We start from the raw sequence: 23,015 nt of genomic DNA, 5'->3' as shown, positions 1-23,015 counted from the left end.
TGGGAGCGGGCCCCGGCCTGCATCGGAGGTAGAACATGCCCATCAGCCACAGCGTGCGCAGCTACCTCCAGGGCGGCGACAGCCGCGCCGAACGCGACTATATGCCAGAGTTGGCCGGCGCCACCCTGCAGGAGTCGCCCAGCCTGTCGCGCCTGACCGTGTGGCTGGCGGCGATCCTGCTGCTGGTGGCGCTGGTCTGGGCCAACTTCGCGGTGCTCGATGAAGTCACCGTCGGCGAAGGCAAGGCAATCCCGTCGAGCAAGGTGCAGGTGGTGCAGAACCTCGAAGGCGGCATCGTCACCGAGATCTTCGTGCGCGAGGGGCAGATGGTCGACAAGGGCGCCACCCTCCTGCGCCTGGATGACACGCGCTTCAAGTCGAACAAGGGTGAAAGCGAGGCCGACCGTTACGCCCTCAGCGCGCAGGTGGAACGCCTGTCGGCCGAGTCCGAAGGCCGCCCCTTCGTGCTGTCGAGCGAAGTACGCGCCAAGGCGCCGCAGGTGGCCGAGGACGAGGCCGCGCTATACGAATCACGCCAGCGCCGCCTGACCAGCGAGAAGCAGACCCTCAATGAACAGCTACGGCAGAAGACTCAGGAGCTGGCCGAGTTTCGTTCCAAGGTCGACCAGTACCGCTCGGCGGTGGGCCTGTTGCAGCAGGAACTGGACATGTCCTCGCCGCTAGTGAGCAAGGGCGCCATCTCCCCGGTGGAGATCCTGCGCCTCAAGCAGCGCAGCGTCGAGGCGCGCGGCCAGCTGAACGCGACCAACCTGGCCATACCCCGCGCCGAAGCGGCGATCGCCGAGATCCGCAGCAAGATTCAGGAATCGGACGCAAGCTTTCGCTCCGACGCCGCCAAGGAGCTCAACGACAAACGCACCGAACTGTCGAAGATCACCGCCACCAGCATAGCCATCGACGACCGGGTCAACCGCACCACCGTGGTGTCGCCGGTGCGCGGCATCGTCAAGCTGCTCAAGGTCAACACCATCGGCGGCGTGGTGCAGCCCGGCAGCGACCTGGTGGAGATCGTGCCTATCGAGGACAACCTGCTGATCGAGGCCAAGGTACGGCCGCAGGACGTGGCGTTCCTGCACCCGGGGCAGACCGCAATGGTCAAGTTCAGCGCCTACGACTACACCATCTACGGCGGGCTCAAGGCCAAGCTGGAGCTGATCGGCGCGGACACCGTCACCGACGACAAAGGCAATGCGTTCTACCTGATCCAGGTGCGCACCGACAAGAACCACCTGGGGGGCGACAACAAGCCGCTGCTGATCATCCCGGGGATGGTCGCCACGGTGGACATCATTACCGGGCAGAAGAGCGTGCTGGACTATCTGCTGAAGCCGGTGATGAAGGCCCGGACCGAGGCGTTGCGCGAGCGCTGAGCGCGATCTGAATATCAGTGGGAGCGGGCTTGCCCCGCGATAAGGCCGGCACAGCCAACCGTTTGATCAACCCTGGCCGTGATTACGCTCGAAGGTTTCCGCGCCCATGGCTGCGATCTGCCCGTCGATCAACGCCTCGAACGGGCGCAACAACGCATCGAAGCCAGCAGGCGCTTCCAGCACGTTCAGCGCCTGCACGATCGCCTCGAGGGTTGATACGGCGCCTGGCTCAGGGGCCTTGCGCAACCGGTAGCGCGAAGGCAGGACTGCGCCCAGCGTCACCCGTGGCAAGGCTTCCAGCTGCGGGTTCAGGTAGAGCATCTTGCGTGCCTTGCGCCAGGTGCCGTCGGGTACGATCAGCAGCAACGGCAGATCATCACCCTGCCCGTATGCCTGCAGGACCTCTGCCTCATCACCTGGGAACAACAGCACCGGGCGATAACCCGGTGTCGTCAGCAAGGTCGCCAGGTCATCGAACACCTCGCCGATCCGCAACTCTGCATTCACTAACCCAAGGGCGGCCAGGCGAGCCGTGTTCAGGGCGTGGGCGGTTTCACTGGGGTGTTGCAACACGATCACGCGGGTACGGCTGTCCAGGTGCGGGATCAGTGGGCAGAGGCAATGGGCGAGCGGGCGCTGGCAGCGCTCGCAGCGAGGTCTGGGCATGGGGATCTCCGTTGGCGGAGGGATTTTGCCACAGGCTGGAAATTTGGGCCCGCTTTGCGGGCCTTTCGCCGGCAAGCCGGCTCCCACACCGACCGCGCAAACCTCAAGCCTTGCACTGTCCCTGTGGGAGCCGGCTTGCCGGCGATGAAGGCAACGGGCATCAGCGGTTGAACCGCTCCGCCAGGCTGTGCAGGTACTCCGCCATGCGCTCCAGGTCCTGACTGATCTCGGCGCCCTGCTTGGCCTGCCCCGCGCTCTCGTCGCACAAATGGGCGATGCGCACGATCTGCTGGTTGATATCCTCGGCCACATGGCTCTGCTGCTCCGACGCCGTGGCCATCTGCTGGCTCATGCCGGTGATGCGACTGATCGCCTGGGCGATCCCCGACAACGCCTCCTGCACCGCCTCGACGCTGTGCACGCTGTCGCTGGAGATCTGCTGCCCGCGGCTGGCGCTGGCCACCGCACGGTCGGCACCGGAACGCAGGGTGGAGATGATGTGGTGGATCTCCTCGGTCGAGGCGCGGGTGCGCTGCGCCAGCGACCGCACCTCGTCCGCCACCACGGCGAAGCCCCTGCCCTGCTCGCCGGCCCGCGCCGCCTCGATGGCGGCATTGAGCGCCAGGAGGTTGGTCTGCTCGGCAATCGAGGTGATCACATCCACCACGCTGCCGATGGACTGGGTCTGCTCGGCCAGGGCATTGACCGCCTGGCCGATGTCGCTGACCGCCTCGTTCATGCTGCCCATGGCGCGCAGGCTCTGCTGCGCCAGGTCGCTGCCCTGCTGGGCCAGTTGGTCAGCGTCGCTGGCGGCGTGGGCGGTGGTCTGCACGTTATGGGTCACCTGCTGGATGGTCGCCGCCATCTGCGCGATGGCGGTGGCCGACTGGTCGGTCTCGCTGCGCTGGCGGTCGAGCATCTGCGCCTGGGCATCGGACAGCCCGGCGGACTGCGCGGCCCGTGACTTGACCCCGACACCGGCATCCACCAGGCGGGTCAGCGCGGTCTGCAGGCGCGCCTCTTCGCTGATGATGGCCAGGTCTAGCTGGCCCTGCAGGCCGGGGTTGTCACTGTAGGTCAGGGCCACCAGCGGGCTGGTAAAGGCCTTGGGGTGCTCTTCGAGAGTACGGCGAATCGACTGGTTCTGCCGGTGCTCGACCACGTACCAGGCCGCCAGCAGGCTGGCCATCAGCACCCCCAGCGCCGCATAGGGGGGAAACCACAGGTAGGCGGCGGCCGACAGCAGGCCCGCGCCGATCAGCGGCCAGCCATGGCCGATCCCATGCCCCAGGCGTGCTGCCAGCGGGACCGGCGAGCGCCCCGCCCGCAGACGGGCGTACAGCTTTTCCGCCCGGCGTATCTGCTCCCGGCTCGGCACCGAGCGCACCGATTCGTAGCCACTGATGCGGCCGTTCTCGTACACCGCCGTGACGTAGGCGCTGACCCAGTAGAAATCGCCATTCTTGGCGCGATTCTTGACCACGCCCATCCACGGTTTGCCTTGCTTGATGGTGTCCCACATATGCCCGAAGACCGCCGGCGGCATGTCGGGATGACGCACCAGGTTGTGTGGCTGGCCGACCAGTTCGTCGTAGGTGAAGCCGCTGATGGCCACGAATGCGTCGTTGCAATAGGTAATGCGACTGTTCAGGTCGGTGGTGGAGATCAGCCGCTGGTCTTGGGGAAAGGTTCTTTCGTGCTCGGTGACGGGCAAATTCATGCGCATCGTTGGCGATCCCTTGCTTATCCAGATGAGTGGGAAAATCATCAAAGCAAGTAGATATTTAGCAGAAGGCCAGCATGCCAGCGGTCAAGTTTTGTAGAAAATTCGCCCGCCCTGACGGAATGTTCACAACGCGACAGGCCTCACCCTACATTGAGCTGGCTCTTGAGCAGGTCGCGGAAGGTCTGGATCAACGATTCCCGGCTGCGGCCACGGCGGATGATCAGGGAAAACGGTGCCTGGTAGCCGAACGTGGCCGGCGACAGCACGCGCAGGTCGCCCTTGTCGACCCAGGCCTGGGCGTAGTGCTCGGGCAGGTAGCCGATGTAGGCGCCGGATAGAATGAGGATCAACTGCGCCTCCATGCTCTCCACGGTGGCCGCGCTGTGCTTGAAACCATGCCTGGCCAGCTCGGCCTGACTCCAGTAGCCCCGTCCGACCATGCGCTGCTGGGTGATCACCGGCTCAGGAATGCGCCGCTCGCCGAACAGCGCGTGACGACTGCTGCAATACAGCCAGTGCTGCTCGCGGTACAGCGGCTGGTAGACCAGCCCGCTCATGCGCGAGGAGAACGCGCCGATGGCCAGGTCCAGGCGGTTGTCCTGCACCCCCAGTTGCAGTTCGTAGGGGCTCGAGACCGACAAATGCAGGTGCACCGCCGGGTGTTCCTGGCTGTAGGCGCCGATGGCCTCGGCCAGCGGCAGGGCACTGTCGCCAACGGTGGAGTCGATCACCCCCAGGTTGAGGGTGCCGCGCAGCTCGCCCTTGAGCGCCGCGGCGTACTGTTCGAAACCGTCCAGCTCACCGAGCAGGCGCAAGGTCTCCTGGTGGAACAGCTCGCCCTTGCTGGTCAGGCTGAAGCCGCCCCGGCCACGGTGGCAGAGCACGATGCCCAGGGCGCTTTCCAGCTGGCTCATGTAGGTGCTGATCGCCGAGGTCGACAGGTTGAGGTCACGCTGGGCGTTGGCGAACCCCTGGTGGCGCACCACGCTGGCGAAGATGCGCAGCAGTTTCAGGTCGGGCAGCGATGAAACCATGGCGCAGGGTCCGCAGGGTGGAAATCGCCAGAGTCTAACTCGGTTGCCGGCCGATAGTTCAGAGAATCCTGAAGTAAGTATTTGTCGGTAGCGATTCTTCCCGACCACTACCTTGCGCAGACTGCGGCGAAATGTCCCTGCCCGCCAGCATGACCAGATGATCCAGGCGCGCGGCGGCACAGGTTCGAACAAACAGAACAATCGACCGACTGATGAGGCCCACCGTGGACAAGATTCTCCACCAACCACTGGGCGGCAACGAAATGCCGCGTTTCGGCGGCATCGCCACCATGCTTCGCCTGCCCCACCTGCAAAGCGCCGAAGGCCTGGACGCCGCGTTCATCGGCGTGCCGCTGGACATCGGCACCTCGCTGCGTTCCGGCACCCGCTTCGGCCCGCGGCAGATCCGCGCCGAGTCGGTGATGATCCGCCCCTACAACATGGCCACCGGCGCCGCCCCGTTCGACTCGCTGTCGGTGGCCGACATCGGTGACGTGGCGATCAACACCTTCAACCTGCTCGACGCCGTGCGCATCATCGAAGAGGCCTACGACGAAATCGTCGAGCACAATGTCATCCCGCTGACCCTGGGCGGCGACCACACCATCACCCTGCCGATCCTGCGTGCCCTGCACAAGAAGCACGGCAAGATCGGCCTGGTCCACATCGATGCCCACGCCGACGTCAACGACCACATGTTCGGCGAGAAGATCGCCCACGGCACCACCTTCCGCCGCGCCGTGGAAGAAGGCCTGCTCGATTGCGACCGCGTGGTGCAGATCGGCCTGCGCGCCCAGGGCTATACCGCCGACGACTTCAACTGGAGCCGCCGCCAGGGCTTTCGCGTGGTGCAGGCCGAGGAGTGCTGGCACAAGTCGCTGGCGCCGCTGATGGCCGAAGTGCGCGAGAAAGTCGGTGGCGGCCCGGTTTACCTGTCGTTCGACATCGACGGCATCGACCCGGCCTGGGCGCCCGGCACCGGCACCCCGGAGATCGGCGGCTTGACCACCATCCAGGCGATGGAGATCATCCGCGGCTGCCACGGCCTGGACCTGATCGGCTGCGACCTGGTCGAGGTTTCCCCACCCTACGACACCACCGGCAACACCTCGTTGCTGGGTGCCAACCTGCTGTTCGAAATGCTCTGCGTGCTGCCAGGGGTGGTACGCCGCTGATACCTCATCGCTGGCAAACCGGTTTCCTGTGGGAGCTGGCTTGCCAGCGATGAAGACGTCACGACACCAGCATAGAAACACCCCGGCAGGAGCCATTCGGGAGGGCCATAGAGGCCCGCCAACACAAGACAGAACCGCCGGGCGCCTTGCACCGTCCGGACGGCCGATCTCGCCATAATAAAGATAATCGGGAGCCCCCCAATGGCCTTGGACATCATCGTTGTACTGATCTATGCCGCCGGCATGCTCGCGCTTGGCTGGTACGGCATGCGGCGCGCGAAGACTCACGAAGACTACCTGGTGGCCGGGCGCAACCTCGGCCCGACGCTGTACATGGGCACCATGGCCACCACCGTGCTCGGCGGCGCTTCCACCGTCGGCACAGTGCGCCTGGGCTATGTGCACGGCATCTCCGGCTTCTGGCTGTGCGCCGCCCTGGGCCTGGGGATCATCGCCCTCAACCTGTTCCTGGCCAAGCCGCTGCTGCGCCTGAAGATCTTCACCGTCACCCAGGTGCTGGAGCGCCGCTACAACCCGATGGCCCGCCAGGCCAGCGCGGCGATCATGCTCGCCTACGCACTGATGATCGCGGTGACCTCGACCCTGGCCATGGGCACAGTGCTGCAGGTCCTGCTCGACGTGCCCTTCTGGATGGCCCTGCTGTTCGGCGGCGGCGTGGTGGTGGTGTACTCGACCATCGGCGGCATGTGGTCGCTGACCCTGACCGACATCGTCCAGTTCGTGATCAAGACCGTGGGCCTGATGTTCATCCTGCTGCCGGTGTGCCTGTACAAGGCCGGCGGCTGGGATGCCCTGGTGGCCAAGCTGCCGGCGGCCAGCTTCAGCTGGACCACCATCGGTTGGGACACCATCATTACCTACTTCCTGATCTACTTCTTCGGCATCCTGATCGGCCAGGACATCTGGCAGCGCGTGTTCACCGCCCGTGACGAGAAGGTCTGCCAGCGCGCCGGCACCACCGCCGGTGTCTACTGCGTGCTATACGGCCTGGCCTGCGCACTGATCGGCATGGCCGCCCACGTGCTGATGCCGGACCTTGCCAACCCGAACAACGCCTTCGCCGAGATGATCAAGGGCCAACTGCCCGAGGGCATCCGTGGCCTGCTGATGGCCGCCGCCCTGGCCGCGATGATGTCCACCGCTAGCGCCGGCCTGCTGGCCGCCTCCACCACCCTGACCGAAGACCTGCTGCCGAAACTACGTGGCGGCAAGCAGTCGAGCCTGAGCATCAACCGCCTCTTCACCCTGCTCACCGGCCTGGTGGTGCTGGGCATCGCCCTGGCGGTGAACGATGTGATCAGCGCCCTGACCCTGGCCTACAACCTGCTGGTGGGCGGCATGCTGATCCCGCTGATGGGGGCGATCTTCTGGAAACGCGCGACCACCTCCGGCGCCATCGCCAGTATGACGCTGGGCTTCGCCACCGCGTTGCTCTTCATGTTCAAGGACGGCCTGGATGCCAATTCGCCGATCTACTACAGCCTGGGCGTCGGCCTGCTGAGCTTCGTGCTGGTCAGCCTGGCATCACGCAAGCCGGTGGCAACGGTGAACCTGGCCTGACATTTTCCAACCTCATTGTCGGCAAGGTAGCTTCAATGCACAGAAGCACCTTGTCGGCGAAAGTCCTACTCGCGAAACCGGCGACCACTCGCCCTATATAACAGATCGATCTAAAACTCTCACATCCTGCCCCGGTCACTACCTAAGTGCCCGCCTTCGCGGCACACCCTCCCCAACGGCAAAACCGGTAAGGACTTATGTGCGGATTAGCAGGAGAGTTACGTTTCACCCCCATCGACCAAGCGCCTCGCCCGGCGGACCTCGCCGCGGTGGAGCGCATCACCCACCACCTGGCGCCCCGTGGCCCCGATGCCTGGGGTTTCCATAGCCAGGGCTCGATCGCCCTTGGCCATCGGCGCCTGAAGATCATGGATTTATCCGACGGCTCGGCACAACCCATGGTCGACAATGACTTGGGCCTGGCCTTGGCTTTCAATGGCGCGATCTACAACTTCCCCGAGCTGCGCCAGGAACTGCAGGACCTGGGCTACCGCTTCTGGTCGGATGGCGACACCGAAGTGCTGCTCAAGGGCTACCACGCCTGGGGCGCGGCACTGCTTCCCAAACTCAACGGCATGTTCGCCCTGGCCATCTGGGAGCGCGACAACCAGCGCCTGTTCCTGGCCCGCGACCGCCTGGGCGTCAAACCTCTGTACCTGTCGCGAAACGGCGAGCGCCTGCGCTTCGCTTCGACCTTGCCGGCGCTGCTCAAGGGCGGCGATATCGACCCGGTGATCGACCCGGTCGCGCTCAACCACTACCTGAACTTCCACGCCGTGGTGCCCGCGCCGCGCACCCTGCTGGCCAATGTGCAGAAGCTCGAGCCCGGCACCTGGATGCGCGTCGACCGCCATGGTGAAGTCGAGCGCCAGACCTGGTGGCAGCTGCATTACGGCCCGAACCCGGACGAACGCGATCTCGACCTGGAAGGCTGGACCAGCCGCGTGCTCGACGCCACCCGCGACGCCGTGGCCATCCGTCAGCGCGCGGCGGTGGATGTCGGCGTGCTGCTGTCCGGCGGTGTCGACTCCAGCCTGCTGGTCGGCCTGTTGCGCGAGGCCGGGGTGGACGACCTGTCGACCTTTTCCATCGGTTTCGAGGATGCCGGCGGCGAACGCGGCGACGAGTTCCAGTACTCCGACCTGATCGCCCGGCACTACGGCACGCGCCACCACCAATTGCGCATCGCCGAGCACGAGATCATCGAGCAACTGCCGGCGGCATTCCGCGCCATGAGCGAACCGATGGTCAGCCACGACTGCATCGCCTTCTACCTGCTGTCCCGGGAAGTGGCCAAGCATTGCAAAGGCGTGCAGAGCGGCCAAGGCGCCGACGAACTCTTCGCCGGCTACCATTGGTACCCGCAGGTCGATGGCGCCGAAGATGCCTTCGCGGCCTATCGCAAGGCCTTCTTCGACCGCAGCCATGCCGAGTACCGCGACACCGTGCAGGCGCCTTGGCGGCTGGATAACGACGCGGCCGGCGACTTCGTCCGCGAGCACTTCGCCCGCCCCGGCGCGGCGGACGCGGTGGACAAGGCGCTGCGTCTGGACAGCACGGTGATGCTGGTGGACGACCCGGTCAAGCGGGTCGACAACATGACCATGGCCTGGGGCCTGGAAGCGCGCACGCCGTTCCTCGACTATCGCCTGGTAGAGCTGTCGGCGCGCATCCCGGCGCGCTTCAAGCTGCCTGACGGCGGCAAGCAGGTGCTCAAGCAGGCGGCGCGCCGGGTCATCCCCCACGAGGTGATCGACCGCAAGAAGGGCTACTTCCCCGTACCCGGCCTCAAACACCTGGAAGGTGCCACCCTGGGCTGGGTACGCGAGCTGCTGACCGACCCAAGCCAGGATCGCGGCCTGTTCGATCCGGCCATGCTCGACCGCCTGCTGAGTAACCCACACGGCCAGCTTACGCCCCTGCGCGGCTCCAAGCTGTGGCAACTGGCGGCCCTGAACCTGTGGCTCAGCGAACAAGGAATCTGACCGATGAAAGCCCATGAGATCGCCTACGGCCAGCGCTTGCTGCGCGGCCAGGCGCCATCCTACGAGCGTCTGCAGGCACGCCTGGCCGGTGATGGCAGCGAGCCTCACGACAGGCCACGGGCGCTGCACTGTGGCTGGGGACGGCTCTTGATCGGGCATACCTACCCCGATCCGCTCAGCCTGGCTGAAGACCTGCTGCAGGAGCAGGCGGGCGAGCGCGACATCGCCCTGTATGTCGCGGCGCCTCAACAGGTACTGGCCCAGGCGCCGCAGCAGTTGTTCCTCGACCCTTCCGATACCTTGCGCCTTTGGTTCACCGACTATCGCCCTGCACAGCGGGTGTTCCGTGGTTTTCGCATCCGCAGGGCGCAGGGGCCAGCGGACTGGCAGGCGATCAACACGTTGTACCAGGCCCGCGGCATGCTGCCGGTCGACCCCGAGCTGCTGACCCCACGAGAACTCGGCGGACCGGTGTATTGGCTGGCCGAGGACGAGGACAGCCAAGCAGTGATTGGCAGTGTCATGGGCCTGGACCACAGCAAGGCTTTCGATGATCCTGAACACGGCTGCAGCCTGTGGTGCCTGGCGGTGGATCCTCAGTGCACGCGTCCCGGCGTCGGCGAAGTGCTGGTGCGCCACCTCATTGAGCACTTCATGAGCCGCGGCCTGGCCTGCCTCGACCTTTCGGTGCTGCACGACAACCGCCAGGCCAAGCGCCTATACAAGAAGCTCGGTTTCCGCAACCTGCCGACCTTCGCCATCAAGCGCAAGAACGGCATCAATCAGCAACTGTTCCTCGGCCCCGGCCCCGAGGCGACGCTCAACCCCTATGCGCGGATCATCGTCGACGAAGCGCTGCGACGTGGCATAGAGGTGCAGGTCGATGATGCCGCCAGCGGCCTGTTCACTCTCAGCCTGGGTGGGCGGCGGATCCGCTGTCGCGAATCATTGAGCGACCTGACTAGCGCGGTGACCATGACGCTGTGCCAGGACAAGCGCCTGACCCAGCGCGCCCTGCACAATGCCGGCCTGCAGGTGCCGGCGCAGCAATTGGCGGGCAACGCCGACGAAAACCTGTCGTTTCTCGAAGAGCATGGCGCTGTTGTGGTCAAGCCGGTTGATGGCGAGCAGGGCCAAGGGGTGGCGGTCAACCTCACGACGATCGAGGAAGTCAGCAACGCCGTGGAACAGGCCAGGCGCTTTGACAACCGTGTACTGCTGGAAAGCTTCCATGCCGGCTACGACCTGCGCGTGGTGGTGATTGGCTTCGAAGTGGTGGCCGCGGCGATTCGCCATCCGGCTCACGTTATCGGCGACGGCAAGCACAGCATCCGTGCCCTGATCGAAGCGCAGAGCCGCAGGCGCCAGGCCGCCACGGGCGGGGAGAGCCGTATTGCGCTGGATGACGAGACCGAACGTACGCTCAAAGGAGAGGGCCTGGGTTACGACGACATCCTGCCCGCCGGGCAACGCCTGGCCGTGCGTCGCACCGCCAACTTGCATACCGGTGGCACCCTGGAGGATGTCACCGAGCGCCTGCACCCGGTGCTGGCCGATGCCGCCGTGCGCGCCGCCCGCGCCCTGGAGATCCCAGTGGTCGGCCTGGACTTCATGGTCCGCGATGCCGAGCACCCGGACTATGTGATCATCGAAGCCAACGAGCGCGCCGGGCTTGCCAATCATGAACCGCAACCGACGGCCGAGCGCTTCGTCGACTTGTTGTTCCCGCATAGCCGGGCTTTGGCCTGAAATCCATCGCGGGGCAAGCCCGCTCCCACGCAATCGCGTGGGAGCGGGCTTGCCCCGCGATGAGGCCCTCGAAACAAAGGAGTAATCCTGATGCCTGAGAAACACCCCGAACCTGACCTCGAATACCTCAAACGCGTTCTGCTGGAAATGCTCGCCATCCCCAGCCCCACCGGTTTCACCGACACCATCGTGCGCTACGTCGCAGAGCGCCTGGATGAACTGGACATCCCCTACGAGCTGACACGTCGCGGTACCATTCGCGCCACGCTGAAGGGCCGCCAGAGCTCGCCCGACCGTGCCGTTTCGGCGCATCTGGACACCATCGGCGCCAGCGTTCGCCAGTTACAGGACAATGGCCGCCTGGCCTTGGCACCGGTGGGCTGCTGGTCGAGCCGCTTTGCCGAGGGCAGCCGGGTCAGCGTGTTCACCGACACGGGCGTGTACCGCGGCAGCGTACTGCCATTGATGGCCAGCGGTCACGCCTTCAACACCGCCATCGACCAGATGCCGATCAGTTGGGAGCATGTGGAGGTGCGCCTGGACGCATACTGCACCACCCGCGCCGATTGTGAAGCACTGGGCATCGCCATCGGTGACTCCGTCGCCTTCGACCCCTTGCCTGAGTTCACCGAAAGCGGCCATATCAGTGCACGTCACCTGGACGACAAAGCCGGCGTGGCGGCGTTGCTGGCAGCGCTCAAGGCCGTGGTGGAATGCGGCCAGCAACCGCTGATCGACTGCCACCCGTTGTTCACCATCACCGAGGAAACCGGCTCGGGGGCCGCGGCTGCCCTGCCGTGGGACGTCAGCGAGTTTGTCGGTATCGACATCGCGCCGGTGGCACCGGGACAGGCGTCCAGCGAGCACGCGGTGAGCGTGGCCATGCAAGACTCGTCCGGACCTTACGACTACCACCTGTCGCGCCACCTGCTGAAACTGGCCGGTGACCGCGATCTGCCCGTGCGCCGCGACCTGTTTCGCTATTACTTCAGCGACGCCCACTCAGCAGTGACCGCCGGGCACGATATCCGCACCGCCCTGGTGGCGTTCGGCTGCGACGCCACTCACGGCTATGAGCGCACCCATATCGACAGTCTGGCGGCCCTCAGCCGGCTGCTCGGTGCCTACCTGCTGAGCCCGCCGGTGTTCGCCAGCGATTCACAGCCAGCCAACGCTTCATTGGAGCGCTTCAGCCACCAGCTGGAGCACGATGCGCAGATGGAAAGCGACACCAGGGTGCCGGCGGTGGACAGCTTGGTGGGCAACAAGGGCTGATAGCGATGTGCACAATCTGTAGGAGCGACGCTGCGCCGCTCCTACACAGACCTCCTACGCCAATCGACTGCGCATGACAGATGATTTCACGTAGCATGTGCTCATTCCCTTCACCACTGCGCAATCCCATGCTGATTCCCCACGACCAACTCGAAAGCGAAACCCTGACGCGCCTGATAGAGGATTTCGTCACCCGCGACGGCACCGACAATGGCGACGACACACCGCTGGAAACACGGGTGCTTCGGGTACGCCAGGCACTGGCCAAAGGGCAGGCGTTCATCTTGTTCGACCTGGAAAGCCAGCAATGCCAGTTGCTGGCCCGGCATGAAGTGCCGCGAGAACTGCTGGAGTAACGGCCCGTCAGGCCCGCTGCTTCTGCAGCTCCAGGGCCTTGATACGTTTGTAGACTTCTATCCGATGCACCTCAACATCTCGAGGAGCGCAGATGCCGAAGCGCACCTGGCCGTTCTCCACCGACATCACCTGAATCCTGATGCCGCCGTCAATGACGATGACTTCGCCCACTTCGCGTCCGATAACCAGCATGCTCCGTTGCCTCTCGCTCAAGGGAAAATCGGAGACTGCCTCGCCAGCTTTCGCCTACTCAATCCTTCGTCGCAGAAATAGACATTTCCTACTTGTGAAGGTAAAGAAAACCTACAGAAACTCTCTGATTAGTTAGCTTTACGCGACTTTGCCCGCATCTTGACCGCCATGTCCGCCATGTCATCGTATAGCCGCTGAGGCGCCTGACACTTGAGTTTCCAGGCCTGTCGCCCGGCTTCATGGGGAAGGATCAGAAACTCTCCAGCAGCCACCCGAGCATGGATGTACTCGGCGATATCGGCCGCATTGATCGGCGAGCCTTCCAATAGCCTGCCCACTTGCGCCTTCATCGCCGGATCTGGCCCACGGAACGAATCGAGCAAGTTGGTCTGGAAGAAAGACGGGCACACCACATGCACCGCTACCTCCACCTGACGCAGCTCCACCAGCAGGCTCTCAGAGAGCGCCAATACGCCGGCCTTGGCCACGTTGTAGTTGCTCATGCCCGGCCCCTGCATCAGCGCCGCCATCGAGGCAATGTTGATGATTCGCCCGCGGCTGCGCTCGAGCTGTGGCAGGAACGCCTTGCAGCCCTTGACCACGCCCATCAGGTTGACCGCGATCTGCCAGTCCCAGTCCTCCAGGGACAGCTCGGCGAAAAAGCCACCAGAGGCCACTCCGGCATTGTTGACGATCACATCGACCCCACCGAACTTCTCCTCGCAAGCCTGGGCCAGGGCGGTAAGCTGGCTGTAATCGCGCACGTCGCAGCGTTGGGTGAAGCCGTCGCCACCCGCCTGGCGCACCAAGGCCAGGGTCTCGCGCAGCCCCGCCTCATTGACGTCTGCCAGGGCCAAATGCCAGCCCTCCCGGGCCCAGCGCAGGGCAATCTCGCGGCCAAGGCCGGAGCCGGCGCCAGTGATCATCATTCGGTTGTGCATGGTGCAGCGCCTTGAACAGTGGGAATGGCTGGAGTCTAGCCACAACTCCACGGCTGCCGGTACGGCATCAAACTGCTGAATACGGCGCCATCGGGCGGCAGGCCATTAAATCGCCAGGCAGGTGGATTGAATTTTTATCCAAGGGCACCGGTCGGAAACATTAAGCGGCTACCGCTATGCCCCAGCCCTTCCATAACGCAAGGACTTCGCCATGACCACGATACTCATCATCATCCTGATCCTGCTGCTGATCGGCGGCTTACCGGTTTTCCCTCACTCCCGCGCTTGGGGTTACGGCCCGTCCGGCATTATCGGGGTGGTACTGGTGGTCCTGTTGATCCTCTTGTTGCTTGGCAGGATATGAACCCGGTCTGGCATGAGACTCATCCCTGAGTCCTGAGTGAAACTGGCCAGATAGCGCTCCAGGTCTTGCATCACCGCATGCAAGGCCTGAGCATCTCGGCGCAGTCGTTCAAGATCCAAGGGCTCGCGGGCACAACTGCCTTCGAGCCGCTCGCAGGCGTTGATAAGGTCAACCGCGCGCAAGATGCGTGCGCCGCCCTTGACCCGGTGCGCCAAGACCGCCAGAGCCATTGGGTCCTCGGCTGAATCTGCCAGGCGGGCGAGATCATCACGGTTGCTGCGACGCAGGTCGGCGAGCACCGCCTCCAGCGCGCCCTGATCATTGTCCGCCAACTGTCGCAAATGCTCGAAATCGAACACCGCCTTGTCCGCGCACTGAGCCCCCAGACGCTTGCCCTGCTGCGCAACACTACCGCCCAGGGCGCCAATCAGCGCCTGCAAGCCTAGGGGTTTGAATAGGCAATCATCCATGCCTGCCGCACGGCATCGCCGTCGTTCGTCCGCCAACGCGCTGGCGGTGAGCCCGACCAACCGACACGCTGTCCGGCCCTTGCGTCGCTCATGCAGACGAATCGCCTTGGCCAAACCATAACCGTCGAGCCGCGGCATGCTGCAATCGCTGATGACGACATCGAAGTGCTCGTTCAACCACAGCCGTAGAGCCTGCGCTCCATCTTCGGCAACCCGCGCCTGATGCCCTAGGTAGTCGAGTTGCTGAGCCAACAGCAATCGATTCGCCGGATAGTCGTCCACCACCAGCACGCGCAGCGGTACAGCATCCGAAGGGGCATCACTGCATGGCTCAACCACGGTCGCTGACGGATCCAGTGGGGGAATTGGCAGCTCCAGGTGAATTTGCGCCTGGGTGCCCCTGCCCAGCTCGCTGTTCAACTGCAAGTCACCGCCCATCATCTGGCACAAGCTGCGGCAGATGCCCAAGCCAAGCCCGGTACTGCAGCGCGGGGACTGGGACTGGTTGCTGGCCTGGCGAAAGGGCTGGCCCAGCTCGGCCAATTCGGCCTTGGCAATGCCGATACCGGTGTCCTCGACGATCAGGCGTACCACCAGGCGATCGCTGCGGGACTGAGCACAGACACTCACCTGTACCCGCCCCTGCGGGGTGAACTTGATCGCATTACTCAACAGGTTCGCCAACACCTGCCGAAAGCGCACCGGGTCAAGCAGCACCGGGCGGTCAACTTCTCCCTCAACAGTCAGATCGAGCCGCAATCCCTTGCCACGGGCCTGGTGGTCGAACCACTGGATAACCTGCGACACCTGTTGGCGCAGGCATGCCACTGCCGGCGTCAACTGCAACTCGCCCGCCTCGATACGGGTTACATCGAGGATATCGCCGATCAGCTCCTGGAGTCCCCGGGCAGCGTCAGCGGCCACCTCGATGGCCAAGTGATCGAGCACGCCCTGGCCCGCCTTGCGCTGGGCAAGCTCCAGCATGCCCAGAAGGGCATGCAACGGCGTACGGATTTCATGGCTCATGGCTGCCAGAAAATGCGTCTTGGCGTGGCTTGCTGCCTCGGCCCCTTGCTTGGCCCGCCGCAGCTGCACCTGCAGACGGCGTAGGTAGCGGATCCACAGCAGCGCCACCACCAATGCGACAAAAGCGCCGAGAAATCCCAGCAGCAGGTGAGGCCGGTACCGCTGCCAGGCACTGGCGGCAACGATCAGCGGACTGCGCCAGCGCCGGACCAACGCATCGATTTCGCGTGGGGCAAGGTCGAGCATTGCCTTGTCAAGGATGCTCTGGAGATGAACCGTCCCCGGGCTGCTGGCGAACGCGAAATGCGCCGCAGGCAAGGCCAGACTGCTGATCCGCAGCCGCCCCGGGTACCAGCGCGCGACCAGCAAGCGGGCCTGGTCGAGGGGCAAAACGGCTGCCGCGACCCTCCCGGCGGCCACCGCGTGTACCGCCTCCAATGCGCCACTGACCGGTGACTGCACGACCCTCGGATACGCCTGGGCCAGCAACACCTGCGCCAAGCTGCCCTCCTCCAGTGCCAGCCGCCGCCCGTTCAGCTGGGCCAGCTCAGCTGGCCGGTCGGCGTGCCCCTGCATCACCAGTACATACGCAGAGCTCAGATAGCCTCGACTGAATCCCAGGCGCTCTCCACGCGCCGGGCTGTAGGGCAGGCCGGCAATCAGTTGTGCCTTTCCCATACGCACCTGCTCGACCATCTGTGCCGTAGTACCACCTGCCTCGACCTGAAACTCCAAGCCCGTTCGCCGACCAAGCAATTGCAACAGATCGAGGCTCAGCCCTTGCAGTTGCCCTTTACCATCGCGATAGCTCAGCGGCATCGCCTGTTCATTCACCAGGACCTTGATGCGTGGGTTTTCGGCTAGCCAGTGCCGCTCGGCATCGCTCAGCGGGATGCCTGGCGACCTGTGCACGGCAGCAGGTCGGGCGTGCCAACGCTCGTGAATATCCGCATGCTGATCACCAAGGCCGTCCAGTACCCGATCCACCAGGCCGATCAACGCCTTGTTGTCCCGGGCCATGGCAAAACCGACAGCCTGGCGGGCCAGGGCCGCATGGCCAATTTCCTCGGCACCGTTCCATTGGTTGCGGCCCAGGAGATAACGGCTCCCCAGCGTGCTGCCCAGATAAAGGTCGGCGTCACCCAAGGCGAGGGCCGCCAAGGCACTGAACGGCGAGGGATGAAGCTGGATTTCGGCCAAGGGGTACAACGCCTGAACCTGTTCACGCGGGCGGTATCCGTCGACCAGCGCCAACCTGAAGCTGGCGCCCCTGCTGACTCGTTCCCGCGCATGCTGCTGCGGGGCGACCAGCAAGGGGCGATCCTGAGCATAGGGCGCAGACAGATGCAAACCTGCCTCAAGCGCCTGCTGTGGGCTGACGGACCCGAGCAGGTCGATACTGCCTTGGCGCAGGGCAGCTGCCGCCTCGGCGAACGATGCAAACACCTGCAACTGCACTTCGAGGCGCAGTTGGCTCGCCAGCAGCCCGACGTAGTCGGCGGTGATGCCCTCGTAGGCCTGCCCTGTGGTAAGCATGTCGAACGGTGGATTGTCACGGGCGATCACGCCCAGGCGCAACTCGCGGTGCTCCCACAGCCAACGCAGTTCCTCGTTATCCAGGGCCGGCGGCGGCGTCTGTGGGGCGGGACGTGCATGCAATTGCACGGCCCCGCAAGTTGGCAGGTAGCTCAGCCCCCCCAGTATCCCTATCAGCAAGGCACGCAGGAACACGGGGACAGCGCTCAGATGAGCGCGTTGCGACGGGCGAAATCCGCCAGGTCGATCAACGAGCTGAGTCGCAGCTTTTCCAGCAGGCGAATCTTGTAGGTGCTGATGGTCTTGTTGCTCAGCAACATCGCCTCGCCGATGGCCTTGTTGCTATAGCCTCGCGCCAGGTGCTGGAGGACCATCAACTCGCGATCGGTCAAACTGGCGATGCACTGTGCCTCGGTTGCCTGCAGGTCGCGGCGGTTGACCGAGCTGAGCGCCACTTCGGGAAAGTAGCTGTAGCCTGACAGAACTGCGCGTACCGCTTTGCCGAGTTCATCGAGATCATCGGTTTTGGACACATACCCAACGGCCCCAGCTTGCATGCAGCGCAACGAGTAGGACTCGGCCAGTTGCGAGGTCAGCACCACTATACGGGTGAGCGTCCCCAGGGCCTTGATCCGGGCGATTACTTCCAGCCCGTCCAGGCCGGGCATGGCGATATCGAGAATCACCAGGTCCGGTGTCTGCTCACGGGCCAGGCGCACCGCGTCGATGCCATTGTCGGCCTGGCCGATGATCTCCAGGCGTTGCTGGCGCAGCAGCATACAGACAGTGCTGCGGATGAAAGGGTGGTCGTCGACCACAAGGGCTCTGTGCATAGCGTTTACCTCGCGCGCTACGTCAGCCGCTTAAAGCTCGGCGTCGAAGACAACGGTGACCTGGCCGGCATAATTACTGCCAGGGTGCTTGAGCATCGCTTGTACATCATTGCGTCCCACCTCGAAATGCAACTGGCCTGGTCGGTTCAGCGTTGGCATAGCGGCCTCGAACTGAAGCGCCGCGAAGCGGCCAGTAGGCAACTGCAGGCGTTCCACCGCCTGGCCCCGGTGCTGGATACCCGCAGGCAGACTCATGGCGACCTCCACGGCCACCTGTTCCCCTTCGTCACTGCTGATCGCGCAATGCGCGCCCATGTCGTGCTGGCAAAGCTTGTAGACCTTGAACGGGCCGGTGGACCACACCCTGAACGGCAGGTCGCGATAGATGCGCTGCGGCGCCTTGCCACCTGCCAACCAGGCCTGCCAGCCGTTCCTGGGCTCCAGCACAGCGCGATCAGAGCCGGGTGGAAACTCGAACATGAAGGCGTGCTGCACATCGAGTTCGAAATTGACGGTGAGGCTGTCACCACTCAGGTTGCTGACATCGTTACCAAAGTCGAAATCACCGCCCGGTCCGATGCGAAAGGTGGTGAAGCCCCGGTACTTGCCGGCCTTGAGCCGGTACGGTGGCGGTATGTTCAGGTTGAAACCCACACTGAGTTCTTCCACGTCAGCCTGCATCACAGTGCCTGCGGGGGCATAGGTGCTACGCGACCAGCAAGCTCCAGGCGTCAGCGAATCACTGAGACGCCAAAGCACCCGAGCCCTGCCATCCCCCCAACCGCCGGACGCTCCACCACCGGAAACACATCCTCCGAGTATCCGGCTATAGGTTGGATTGCGATCGAGTCTTGCGCTCTTGGCAACCACGCTGAACAACGTCCACTCGAAGCTCATTCGTCGCGGCTCACCGGTTTCATCGTGGTAGACATCCACCTCACGCCGCCCGGGAAGCTGCAGGAAGAACTCGTCGCGCGGATCCGCCGCCTCCTGTACCGCTTTTTTCGTGAAGGTAATCGGCAAGTCGACCGTCGTGACCCCTCCGCACGTGGCAGGCCAGTACCTGCACACCCCACCCGGTGGGGTTGTGTTTTCGAAGCGACCTGATCCGCCACCCCGATACTGTGCGCTGATAGTCACTTCCAATGCGCTGGCCACTGGCATGACCCCGCACAGTACAATCGCCCAGCCCCAGCGCGCCCACCCTCGCTGTCTGGTGGAAGAAAAACGCACGATCATCCCTCCACCACCATTGCCTTGGCATTACCGCCCTCGATTAACTCGAGCTGATGCACCTTGCCGACCTGCCCATCGAACTGTCGGGTGCGACCCGGCAGGATGTGGTGTTTGGTGGCGGGCCCACATTTCTGCCCTGCGGCTTGGCACAGGCGAAAATGATCGAGCACGACCGTGGCATTACCCTGGTTCACGACCGTCAGTTGCCCGCCTGCGCGCCCTACGTGGGTCTGATAACGTGTCTCGGCAGGCCGGACGAACAACAGCGAGCCATATCCGGCCAGCAGATTGACCCCAGCCTTGAGGCTGTCACGGTACTTTTCAGCCTCCTGCTCATCCACCATGAAACCATCGCCCTGCTCCGGTAGCACCGGCACGAAGCGCAGACGGAAATAGCGCTCCTGCTCCCGTGAGCCACGGTAAAGCAGGCGTACCGCTTGCATGCCTTGGGCGGGTACGATCAGCCGCGCCGGGCTGGCGACCAAGCCGCGCTGCTCCAGTGGCAGCCCATCAGTGACAATTTCACGGGCAACGCCAGTTGCGTCATACACCAGTTCGGCGACGCTGACCTTGACGAACGCAGTGGTGTCGCCGCTGTTGCGTACCCGCTTGAGCAAGGTGCTCTTGTCACCGTCAATGTAGTCGTAAAGCGCGCCGACATTGAGCTCGGGGGCGGCACTGGCGACCAGGGGCAGCGTCAGCAGTGTCGAGGCCAGCAGGAGGAAAATATTCATGATGCGAACTCCGTGCGTCATTGACGGGAAAGTATTGATGGGGAGTGGCTCCGTGGCCATGGCCGAACCAGCGGGATCCTTCCCGCATGGCAACCTGAAACGTCCCAAACGGCAGTAGGCCTTTGCTCTGTGCAGGGCTATCACCTGAGATGCGTCTTACTGAACGGCTTAACCCTGCCCATTGCGTGCAACCGCTGCTTCGACCTGCGCCACCCCAGGCACGCAACGTTGATCGCCAGCCAGCAGCACATCGTCCTCGCGCTCGAGGGTGTTGATGTCCAGGCTGAGCAGACACACCGCTCGCCCTTGTTGGCGAACCTCCAGGCTAGGGGTCGACTCGCTCATCTCGACCGCAAAGAAGCCATCGGTTTCGGTAACACTGCGGCTGGCGTGATTGATCACCTGGGCGCCGCGCATCGGCTTGCCATGCTCGTCAAACAGGCGCCCCAACACGGTAACGGTACGCAACACCCGCAGTTGACGGTATTCGATGCCGCCACGGTTGAGGTGATAGTCCAGGCTCGCGGGTTGGATGACGGCTGCGGTGCCCGCGCTGCCCTCGAAGTCGAACTGCACATGCCCGGCCTTGTAGGCTGCAACCGGGATCACGTTGCGCCCAGGCCGCAGGTTGGCGGAACCGCCATGGCGGTCGTCGGCGCGCAGCTTCAACCCGTCGATATCGGTCTCGACATCTACGATCAGCCCGGCCTGGTGCGGCAGGTACTGACCACTCATGGCCGCCTTGCCAGCTCCCACGGCCAACATGCTCTGCAGATTGAGGCCACCGTTGAAGTCGCCGCTGTAGGACGAACGCTGGACATAGGCGTCGCCGTGCACGACCTGGTTCTCGAACTGGGTGTCGCCGCCAAGCCCTGCGCCGTAGCGGTCCGCAGTGAGCGTAGCGCCGACGCTGCGCAGTGGGCCGATATCGACATCTTGCTGGTAGGCCAGCGAGGCGTTGAGGTCGCGACCACCGTCGCGCGAGGTGCGGCTGCCGACACTGGCGGACACACGCCGACCACTGCCGCCACCCAGACTCATGCTCAGGCTCAAGTTGACGCCGCGGCTGCGAGACTCGCCGGTGGCTGCCGTTCCTGGACGATCGAACAGCGACAACCGCCAGTTGGCATCGGAGCCCAGCAGCCGGCCATAGTACGACCACCCCAGGTCGAGACCGGTGCCGGCATTGGCGCCTTCAGCCTGCGACAGCCGCATGCTCACGGTATTGCGCGGATCGAGGCGATGGCTCAGCGACAGGGACGACTGCGTCTGGCGTGCCTGGAATGGCCGCGACGCTCCATCATCGAGGCGACGCCATTCAGGGCGCGCCAGCCAGGTTCGACTGTGGCTGGCAACAAACGAGCCACTGTCATAGGCATGGATCAGCTGGAAGTCGTAGCCGTTGCCCTGGCCTTGCGTCTGGAACAGGTTGGCGTAAAGCTTGAACCGCTCCCGCATGTCCCAGTCCAGCGAGGTGCCATACTGCAGGGCGTCATCGACGCGCTGCGCCGACAAGCCCAGGATCGCCCGCGGATGCAGCATGTAGTTGGCCAGCACGCCAGCGGCGAGGCTGTCGTCGTTGCCCCGCTCCCAGTTGCTCAACAACGTGCTCTGGCGCCCCAGGTACAGGTTGTAGCGCCAGGGCGCGTCGGTGCTGCGCCAGTTGCTGGGTTTGTAGATGAATTCCTGACTGCGCGAGGTTTCCTGGCCGTCTTCGACCAGGCGCACCTCGACTTCGTAGATGCCTCCGGGTAGCACTTTGGTGTCGAGGGCCTGCAAACCAGGCTGCACCGGTTGACTGTTGATCAGCACGCCATTGCGATAGACCTCGGCGACGGCTGGACGATTGGGGGTCACGTAGATCGGCGTGGCACTGGGTGCGCCAGTGTCGATAGCCAGGCTGTCGCTGCTGCCAAGCATCAGGCCAAGGGTGGTGTCAGCCCTGGAGCCCATCAACCGCGGCTGGCGGGTCAAACCCTGGGCGCTGGGAGTGAAGTACCCCAGCCGATAGAACTGGTTTTCCACCAGGCGCTCGGCATACAACTGGTCGACCCGATGGCGCGTGCCCTGGCGGCTGTCGCTGCCCCGGTCGAGCTGGCCGTCGGCCAAGGTGGTCCAGTTGCCCACGCTGCCCTGGCCCTGTAAGGCATAACGACCACTGGTGGCATGGCCGTCATTGACCAGGTTGAGCTGGTTGCGCAGCAGCAGCCCATAGCTGCCCTGCTCCGGCTGACGATGAAAACGTTCACTGACATCGGAGATCTCGGCCTGGTCGGTCAATAGCGACAGCTGCGAGTTCACCAGGCTGTAGTGCACCGCGCGCAGGCCGTCGGGGCAATCGGCGCGACAGTCCCCCAACGGACGGCCGTCAATCAGGCGCTCGCGCCAGCGGCGGCGCAGGCTTTCCGGTTCACGGCTGTCGAGGGTATCGGTGAACTCCAGCAGTTGCACGCGCTGATCGCGACTGAGCACCACCATGGCATCACCGAGGTAGCGCCCATCGAGGTCGACCCGGACTGCCAGCGGCACATCAAAAAAATGTGCTTCGAACTCGCGCGGCAGGCCATCGAGGGCACCAAGTGCATTGCCGGCGGCCTGGCTGGCGGGCGAATGGACGGCCAGCCAGGCCGGCAACAGCAACCAGCGGCCCATGGCCGCCAGGGTGGAATGATTGGTCATGAGGCGTCGCTTGCAGGCAATACCCACCCGCCCCTCGGCGGGAGCCGAGGGTCAGGGGGAACAAC

General features: G+C 64.2%; 18 protein-coding genes and 1 pseudogene. 8 read left to right on the top strand and 11 right to left on the bottom strand.

What is annotated here, in order from left to right; translation table 11 throughout:
• Positions 1-35 precede the first annotated feature (35 nt).
• On the top strand, positions 36-1,391 hold the full coding sequence (locus OH705_RS14690) for an HlyD family type I secretion periplasmic adaptor subunit (RefSeq protein ID WP_046854598.1): 1,356 nt from the start codon (positions 36-38) through the stop codon (positions 1,389-1,391).
• Positions 1,392-1,457: 66 nt separating this feature from the next.
• Here the strand turns inward: OH705_RS14690 and OH705_RS14685 are convergent, their stop codons facing one another.
• The 4 genes and pseudogenes from OH705_RS14685 to OH705_RS14675 all read right to left on the bottom strand — a co-directional run bounded on the left by OH705_RS14685 (position 1,458) and on the right by OH705_RS14675 (position 4,817).
• Positions 1,458-2,057, bottom strand: a complete 600-nt coding sequence (locus OH705_RS14685) for a tRNA-uridine aminocarboxypropyltransferase (protein WP_023632203.1) — start codon at positions 2,055-2,057, stop codon at positions 1,458-1,460.
• A gap of 160 nt (positions 2,058-2,217) precedes the next feature.
• Positions 2,218-3,246, bottom strand: a complete 1,029-nt coding sequence (locus OH705_RS14680; RefSeq protein ID WP_371041529.1) for a methyl-accepting chemotaxis protein — start codon at positions 3,244-3,246, stop codon at positions 2,218-2,220.
• Positions 3,247-3,474: 228 nt separating this feature from the next.
• Positions 3,475-3,777: pseudogene (locus OH705_RS29315) on the bottom strand (PAS domain-containing protein); the annotation flags it as partial.
• A gap of 146 nt (positions 3,778-3,923) precedes the next feature.
• Positions 3,924-4,817 (bottom strand): LysR family transcriptional regulator, encoded by an 894-nt coding sequence (locus OH705_RS14675; RefSeq protein WP_267302425.1) that lies wholly within the window; start codon positions 4,815-4,817, stop codon positions 3,924-3,926.
• A gap of 224 nt (positions 4,818-5,041) precedes the next feature.
• Here OH705_RS14675 and speB point away from each other — a divergent pair, with 224 nt between their 5' ends.
• From speB to OH705_RS14645, 6 genes are all read left to right on the top strand, one after another.
• On the top strand, positions 5,042-5,992 hold the full coding sequence (gene speB, locus OH705_RS14670) for an agmatinase (RefSeq protein ID WP_046854594.1): 951 nt from the start codon (positions 5,042-5,044) through the stop codon (positions 5,990-5,992).
• 201 nt (positions 5,993-6,193) lie between these two features.
• Entirely contained in the window at positions 6,194-7,573 is a 1,380-nt protein-coding gene (locus tag OH705_RS14665; protein ID WP_267302424.1) for a sodium:solute symporter, read from the top strand.
• A gap of 197 nt (positions 7,574-7,770) precedes the next feature.
• Positions 7,771-9,558, top strand: coding sequence for an N-acetylglutaminylglutamine amidotransferase (locus tag OH705_RS14660; protein ID WP_160290646.1), 1,788 nt, complete (start codon positions 7,771-7,773; stop codon positions 9,556-9,558).
• Positions 9,559-9,561: 3 nt separating this feature from the next.
• Positions 9,562-11,307 (top strand): N-acetylglutaminylglutamine synthetase, encoded by a 1,746-nt coding sequence (ngg, locus tag OH705_RS14655; protein ID WP_023630056.1) that lies wholly within the window; start codon positions 9,562-9,564, stop codon positions 11,305-11,307.
• 90 nt (positions 11,308-11,397) lie between these two features.
• The gene (locus OH705_RS14650) at positions 11,398-12,582 is read left to right on the top strand and encodes an osmoprotectant NAGGN system M42 family peptidase (RefSeq protein ID WP_267302423.1); all 1,185 of its coding nucleotides are present in this window, start codon (positions 11,398-11,400) and stop codon (positions 12,580-12,582) included.
• A 128-nt stretch (positions 12,583-12,710) separates the two neighbouring features.
• Positions 12,711-12,938 (top strand): YheU family protein, encoded by a 228-nt coding sequence (locus tag OH705_RS14645; protein WP_023630058.1) that lies wholly within the window; start codon positions 12,711-12,713, stop codon positions 12,936-12,938.
• Between the two features lie 7 nt (positions 12,939-12,945).
• On the opposite strand, the gene OH705_RS14640 is transcribed toward OH705_RS14645, so the two are convergent.
• Positions 12,946-13,131: a carbon storage regulator gene (locus tag OH705_RS14640; RefSeq protein WP_023630059.1), complete on the bottom strand. Its 186-nt coding sequence runs from the start codon at positions 13,129-13,131 to the stop codon at positions 12,946-12,948.
• Positions 13,132-13,259: 128 nt separating this feature from the next.
• Positions 13,260-14,072, bottom strand: a complete 813-nt coding sequence (locus OH705_RS14635) for an SDR family oxidoreductase (protein WP_094011842.1) — start codon at positions 14,070-14,072, stop codon at positions 13,260-13,262.
• A gap of 211 nt (positions 14,073-14,283) precedes the next feature.
• Here OH705_RS14635 and OH705_RS14630 point away from each other — a divergent pair, with 211 nt between their 5' ends.
• Positions 14,284-14,436, top strand: coding sequence for a DUF3309 family protein (locus OH705_RS14630; RefSeq protein WP_023630061.1), 153 nt, complete (start codon positions 14,284-14,286; stop codon positions 14,434-14,436).
• Here the strand turns inward: OH705_RS14630 and OH705_RS14625 are convergent.
• The 5 genes from OH705_RS14625 to OH705_RS14605 all read right to left on the bottom strand — a co-directional run bounded on the left by OH705_RS14625 (position 14,364) and on the right by OH705_RS14605 (position 22,950).
• Positions 14,364-17,597: a transporter substrate-binding domain-containing protein gene (locus OH705_RS14625; protein WP_416383579.1), complete on the bottom strand. Its 3,234-nt coding sequence runs from the start codon at positions 17,595-17,597 to the stop codon at positions 14,364-14,366. The two genes, OH705_RS14630 and OH705_RS14625, sit on opposite strands and share 73 nt — an antisense overlap.
• 77 nt (positions 17,598-17,674) lie before the next feature.
• On the bottom strand, positions 17,675-18,301 hold the full coding sequence (locus OH705_RS14620) for a response regulator transcription factor (protein ID WP_023630062.1): 627 nt from the start codon (positions 18,299-18,301) through the stop codon (positions 17,675-17,677).
• A gap of 30 nt (positions 18,302-18,331) precedes the next feature.
• Positions 18,332-19,324 (bottom strand): hypothetical protein, encoded by a 993-nt coding sequence (locus OH705_RS14615; protein ID WP_232888248.1) that lies wholly within the window; start codon positions 19,322-19,324, stop codon positions 18,332-18,334.
• 212 nt (positions 19,325-19,536) lie between these two features.
• A complete protein-coding gene (locus tag OH705_RS14610; RefSeq protein WP_267302421.1) occupies positions 19,537-20,271 on the bottom strand; it encodes a molecular chaperone in 735 nt (244 codons plus the stop codon).
• Between the two features lie 168 nt (positions 20,272-20,439).
• A complete protein-coding gene (locus OH705_RS14605; protein WP_110605322.1) occupies positions 20,440-22,950 on the bottom strand; it encodes a CS1-pili formation C-terminal domain-containing protein in 2,511 nt (836 codons plus the stop codon).
• Between the last annotated feature and the right edge of the window lie 65 nt (positions 22,951-23,015).

The organism is Pseudomonas sp. BJa3, from assembly GCF_026343815.1.
Lineage (GTDB): Bacteria > Pseudomonadota > Gammaproteobacteria > Pseudomonadales > Pseudomonadaceae > Aquipseudomonas > Aquipseudomonas soli.
The sequence above is the reverse complement of the archived record's forward strand: the minus strand, read 5'-3'. Positions and strand labels throughout refer to the sequence as shown.

Bases quoted from the DNA above. Each gene is read 5' to 3' on its own strand.
- OH705_RS14675 (WP_267302425.1), bottom strand. From the start codon at position 4,817: ATGGTTTCATCGCTGCCCGACCTGAAACTGCTGCGCATCTTCGCCAGC.
- OH705_RS14685 (WP_023632203.1), bottom strand. From the start codon at position 2,057: ATGCCCAGACCTCGCTGCGAGCGCTGCCAGCGCCCGCTCGCCCATTGC.
- OH705_RS14650 (WP_267302423.1), top strand. From the start codon at position 11,398: ATGCCTGAGAAACACCCCGAACCTGACCTCGAATACCTCAAACGCGTT.
- OH705_RS14605 (WP_110605322.1), bottom strand. From the start codon at position 22,950: ATGACCAATCATTCCACCCTGGCGGCCATGGGCCGCTGGTTGCTGTTG.
- OH705_RS14640 (WP_023630059.1), bottom strand. From the start codon at position 13,131: ATGCTGGTTATCGGACGCGAAGTGGGCGAAGTCATCGTCATTGACGGC.
- OH705_RS14690 (WP_046854598.1), top strand. From the start codon at position 36: ATGCCCATCAGCCACAGCGTGCGCAGCTACCTCCAGGGCGGCGACAGC.
- OH705_RS14645 (WP_023630058.1), top strand. From the start codon at position 12,711: ATGCTGATTCCCCACGACCAACTCGAAAGCGAAACCCTGACGCGCCTG.
- OH705_RS14665 (WP_267302424.1), top strand. From the start codon at position 6,194: ATGGCCTTGGACATCATCGTTGTACTGATCTATGCCGCCGGCATGCTC.
- OH705_RS14635 (WP_094011842.1), bottom strand. From the start codon at position 14,072: ATGCACAACCGAATGATGATCACTGGCGCCGGCTCCGGCCTTGGCCGC.
- OH705_RS14610 (WP_267302421.1), bottom strand. From the start codon at position 20,271: ATGAATATTTTCCTCCTGCTGGCCTCGACACTGCTGACGCTGCCCCTG.
- OH705_RS14660 (WP_160290646.1), top strand. From the start codon at position 7,771: ATGTGCGGATTAGCAGGAGAGTTACGTTTCACCCCCATCGACCAAGCG.
- OH705_RS14630 (WP_023630061.1), top strand. From the start codon at position 14,284: ATGACCACGATACTCATCATCATCCTGATCCTGCTGCTGATCGGCGGC.
- OH705_RS14620 (WP_023630062.1), bottom strand. From the start codon at position 18,301: ATGCACAGAGCCCTTGTGGTCGACGACCACCCTTTCATCCGCAGCACT.
- ngg (WP_023630056.1), top strand. From the start codon at position 9,562: ATGAAAGCCCATGAGATCGCCTACGGCCAGCGCTTGCTGCGCGGCCAG.
- OH705_RS14680 (WP_371041529.1), bottom strand. From the start codon at position 3,246: ATGGCCAGCCTGCTGGCGGCCTGGTACGTGGTCGAGCACCGGCAGAAC.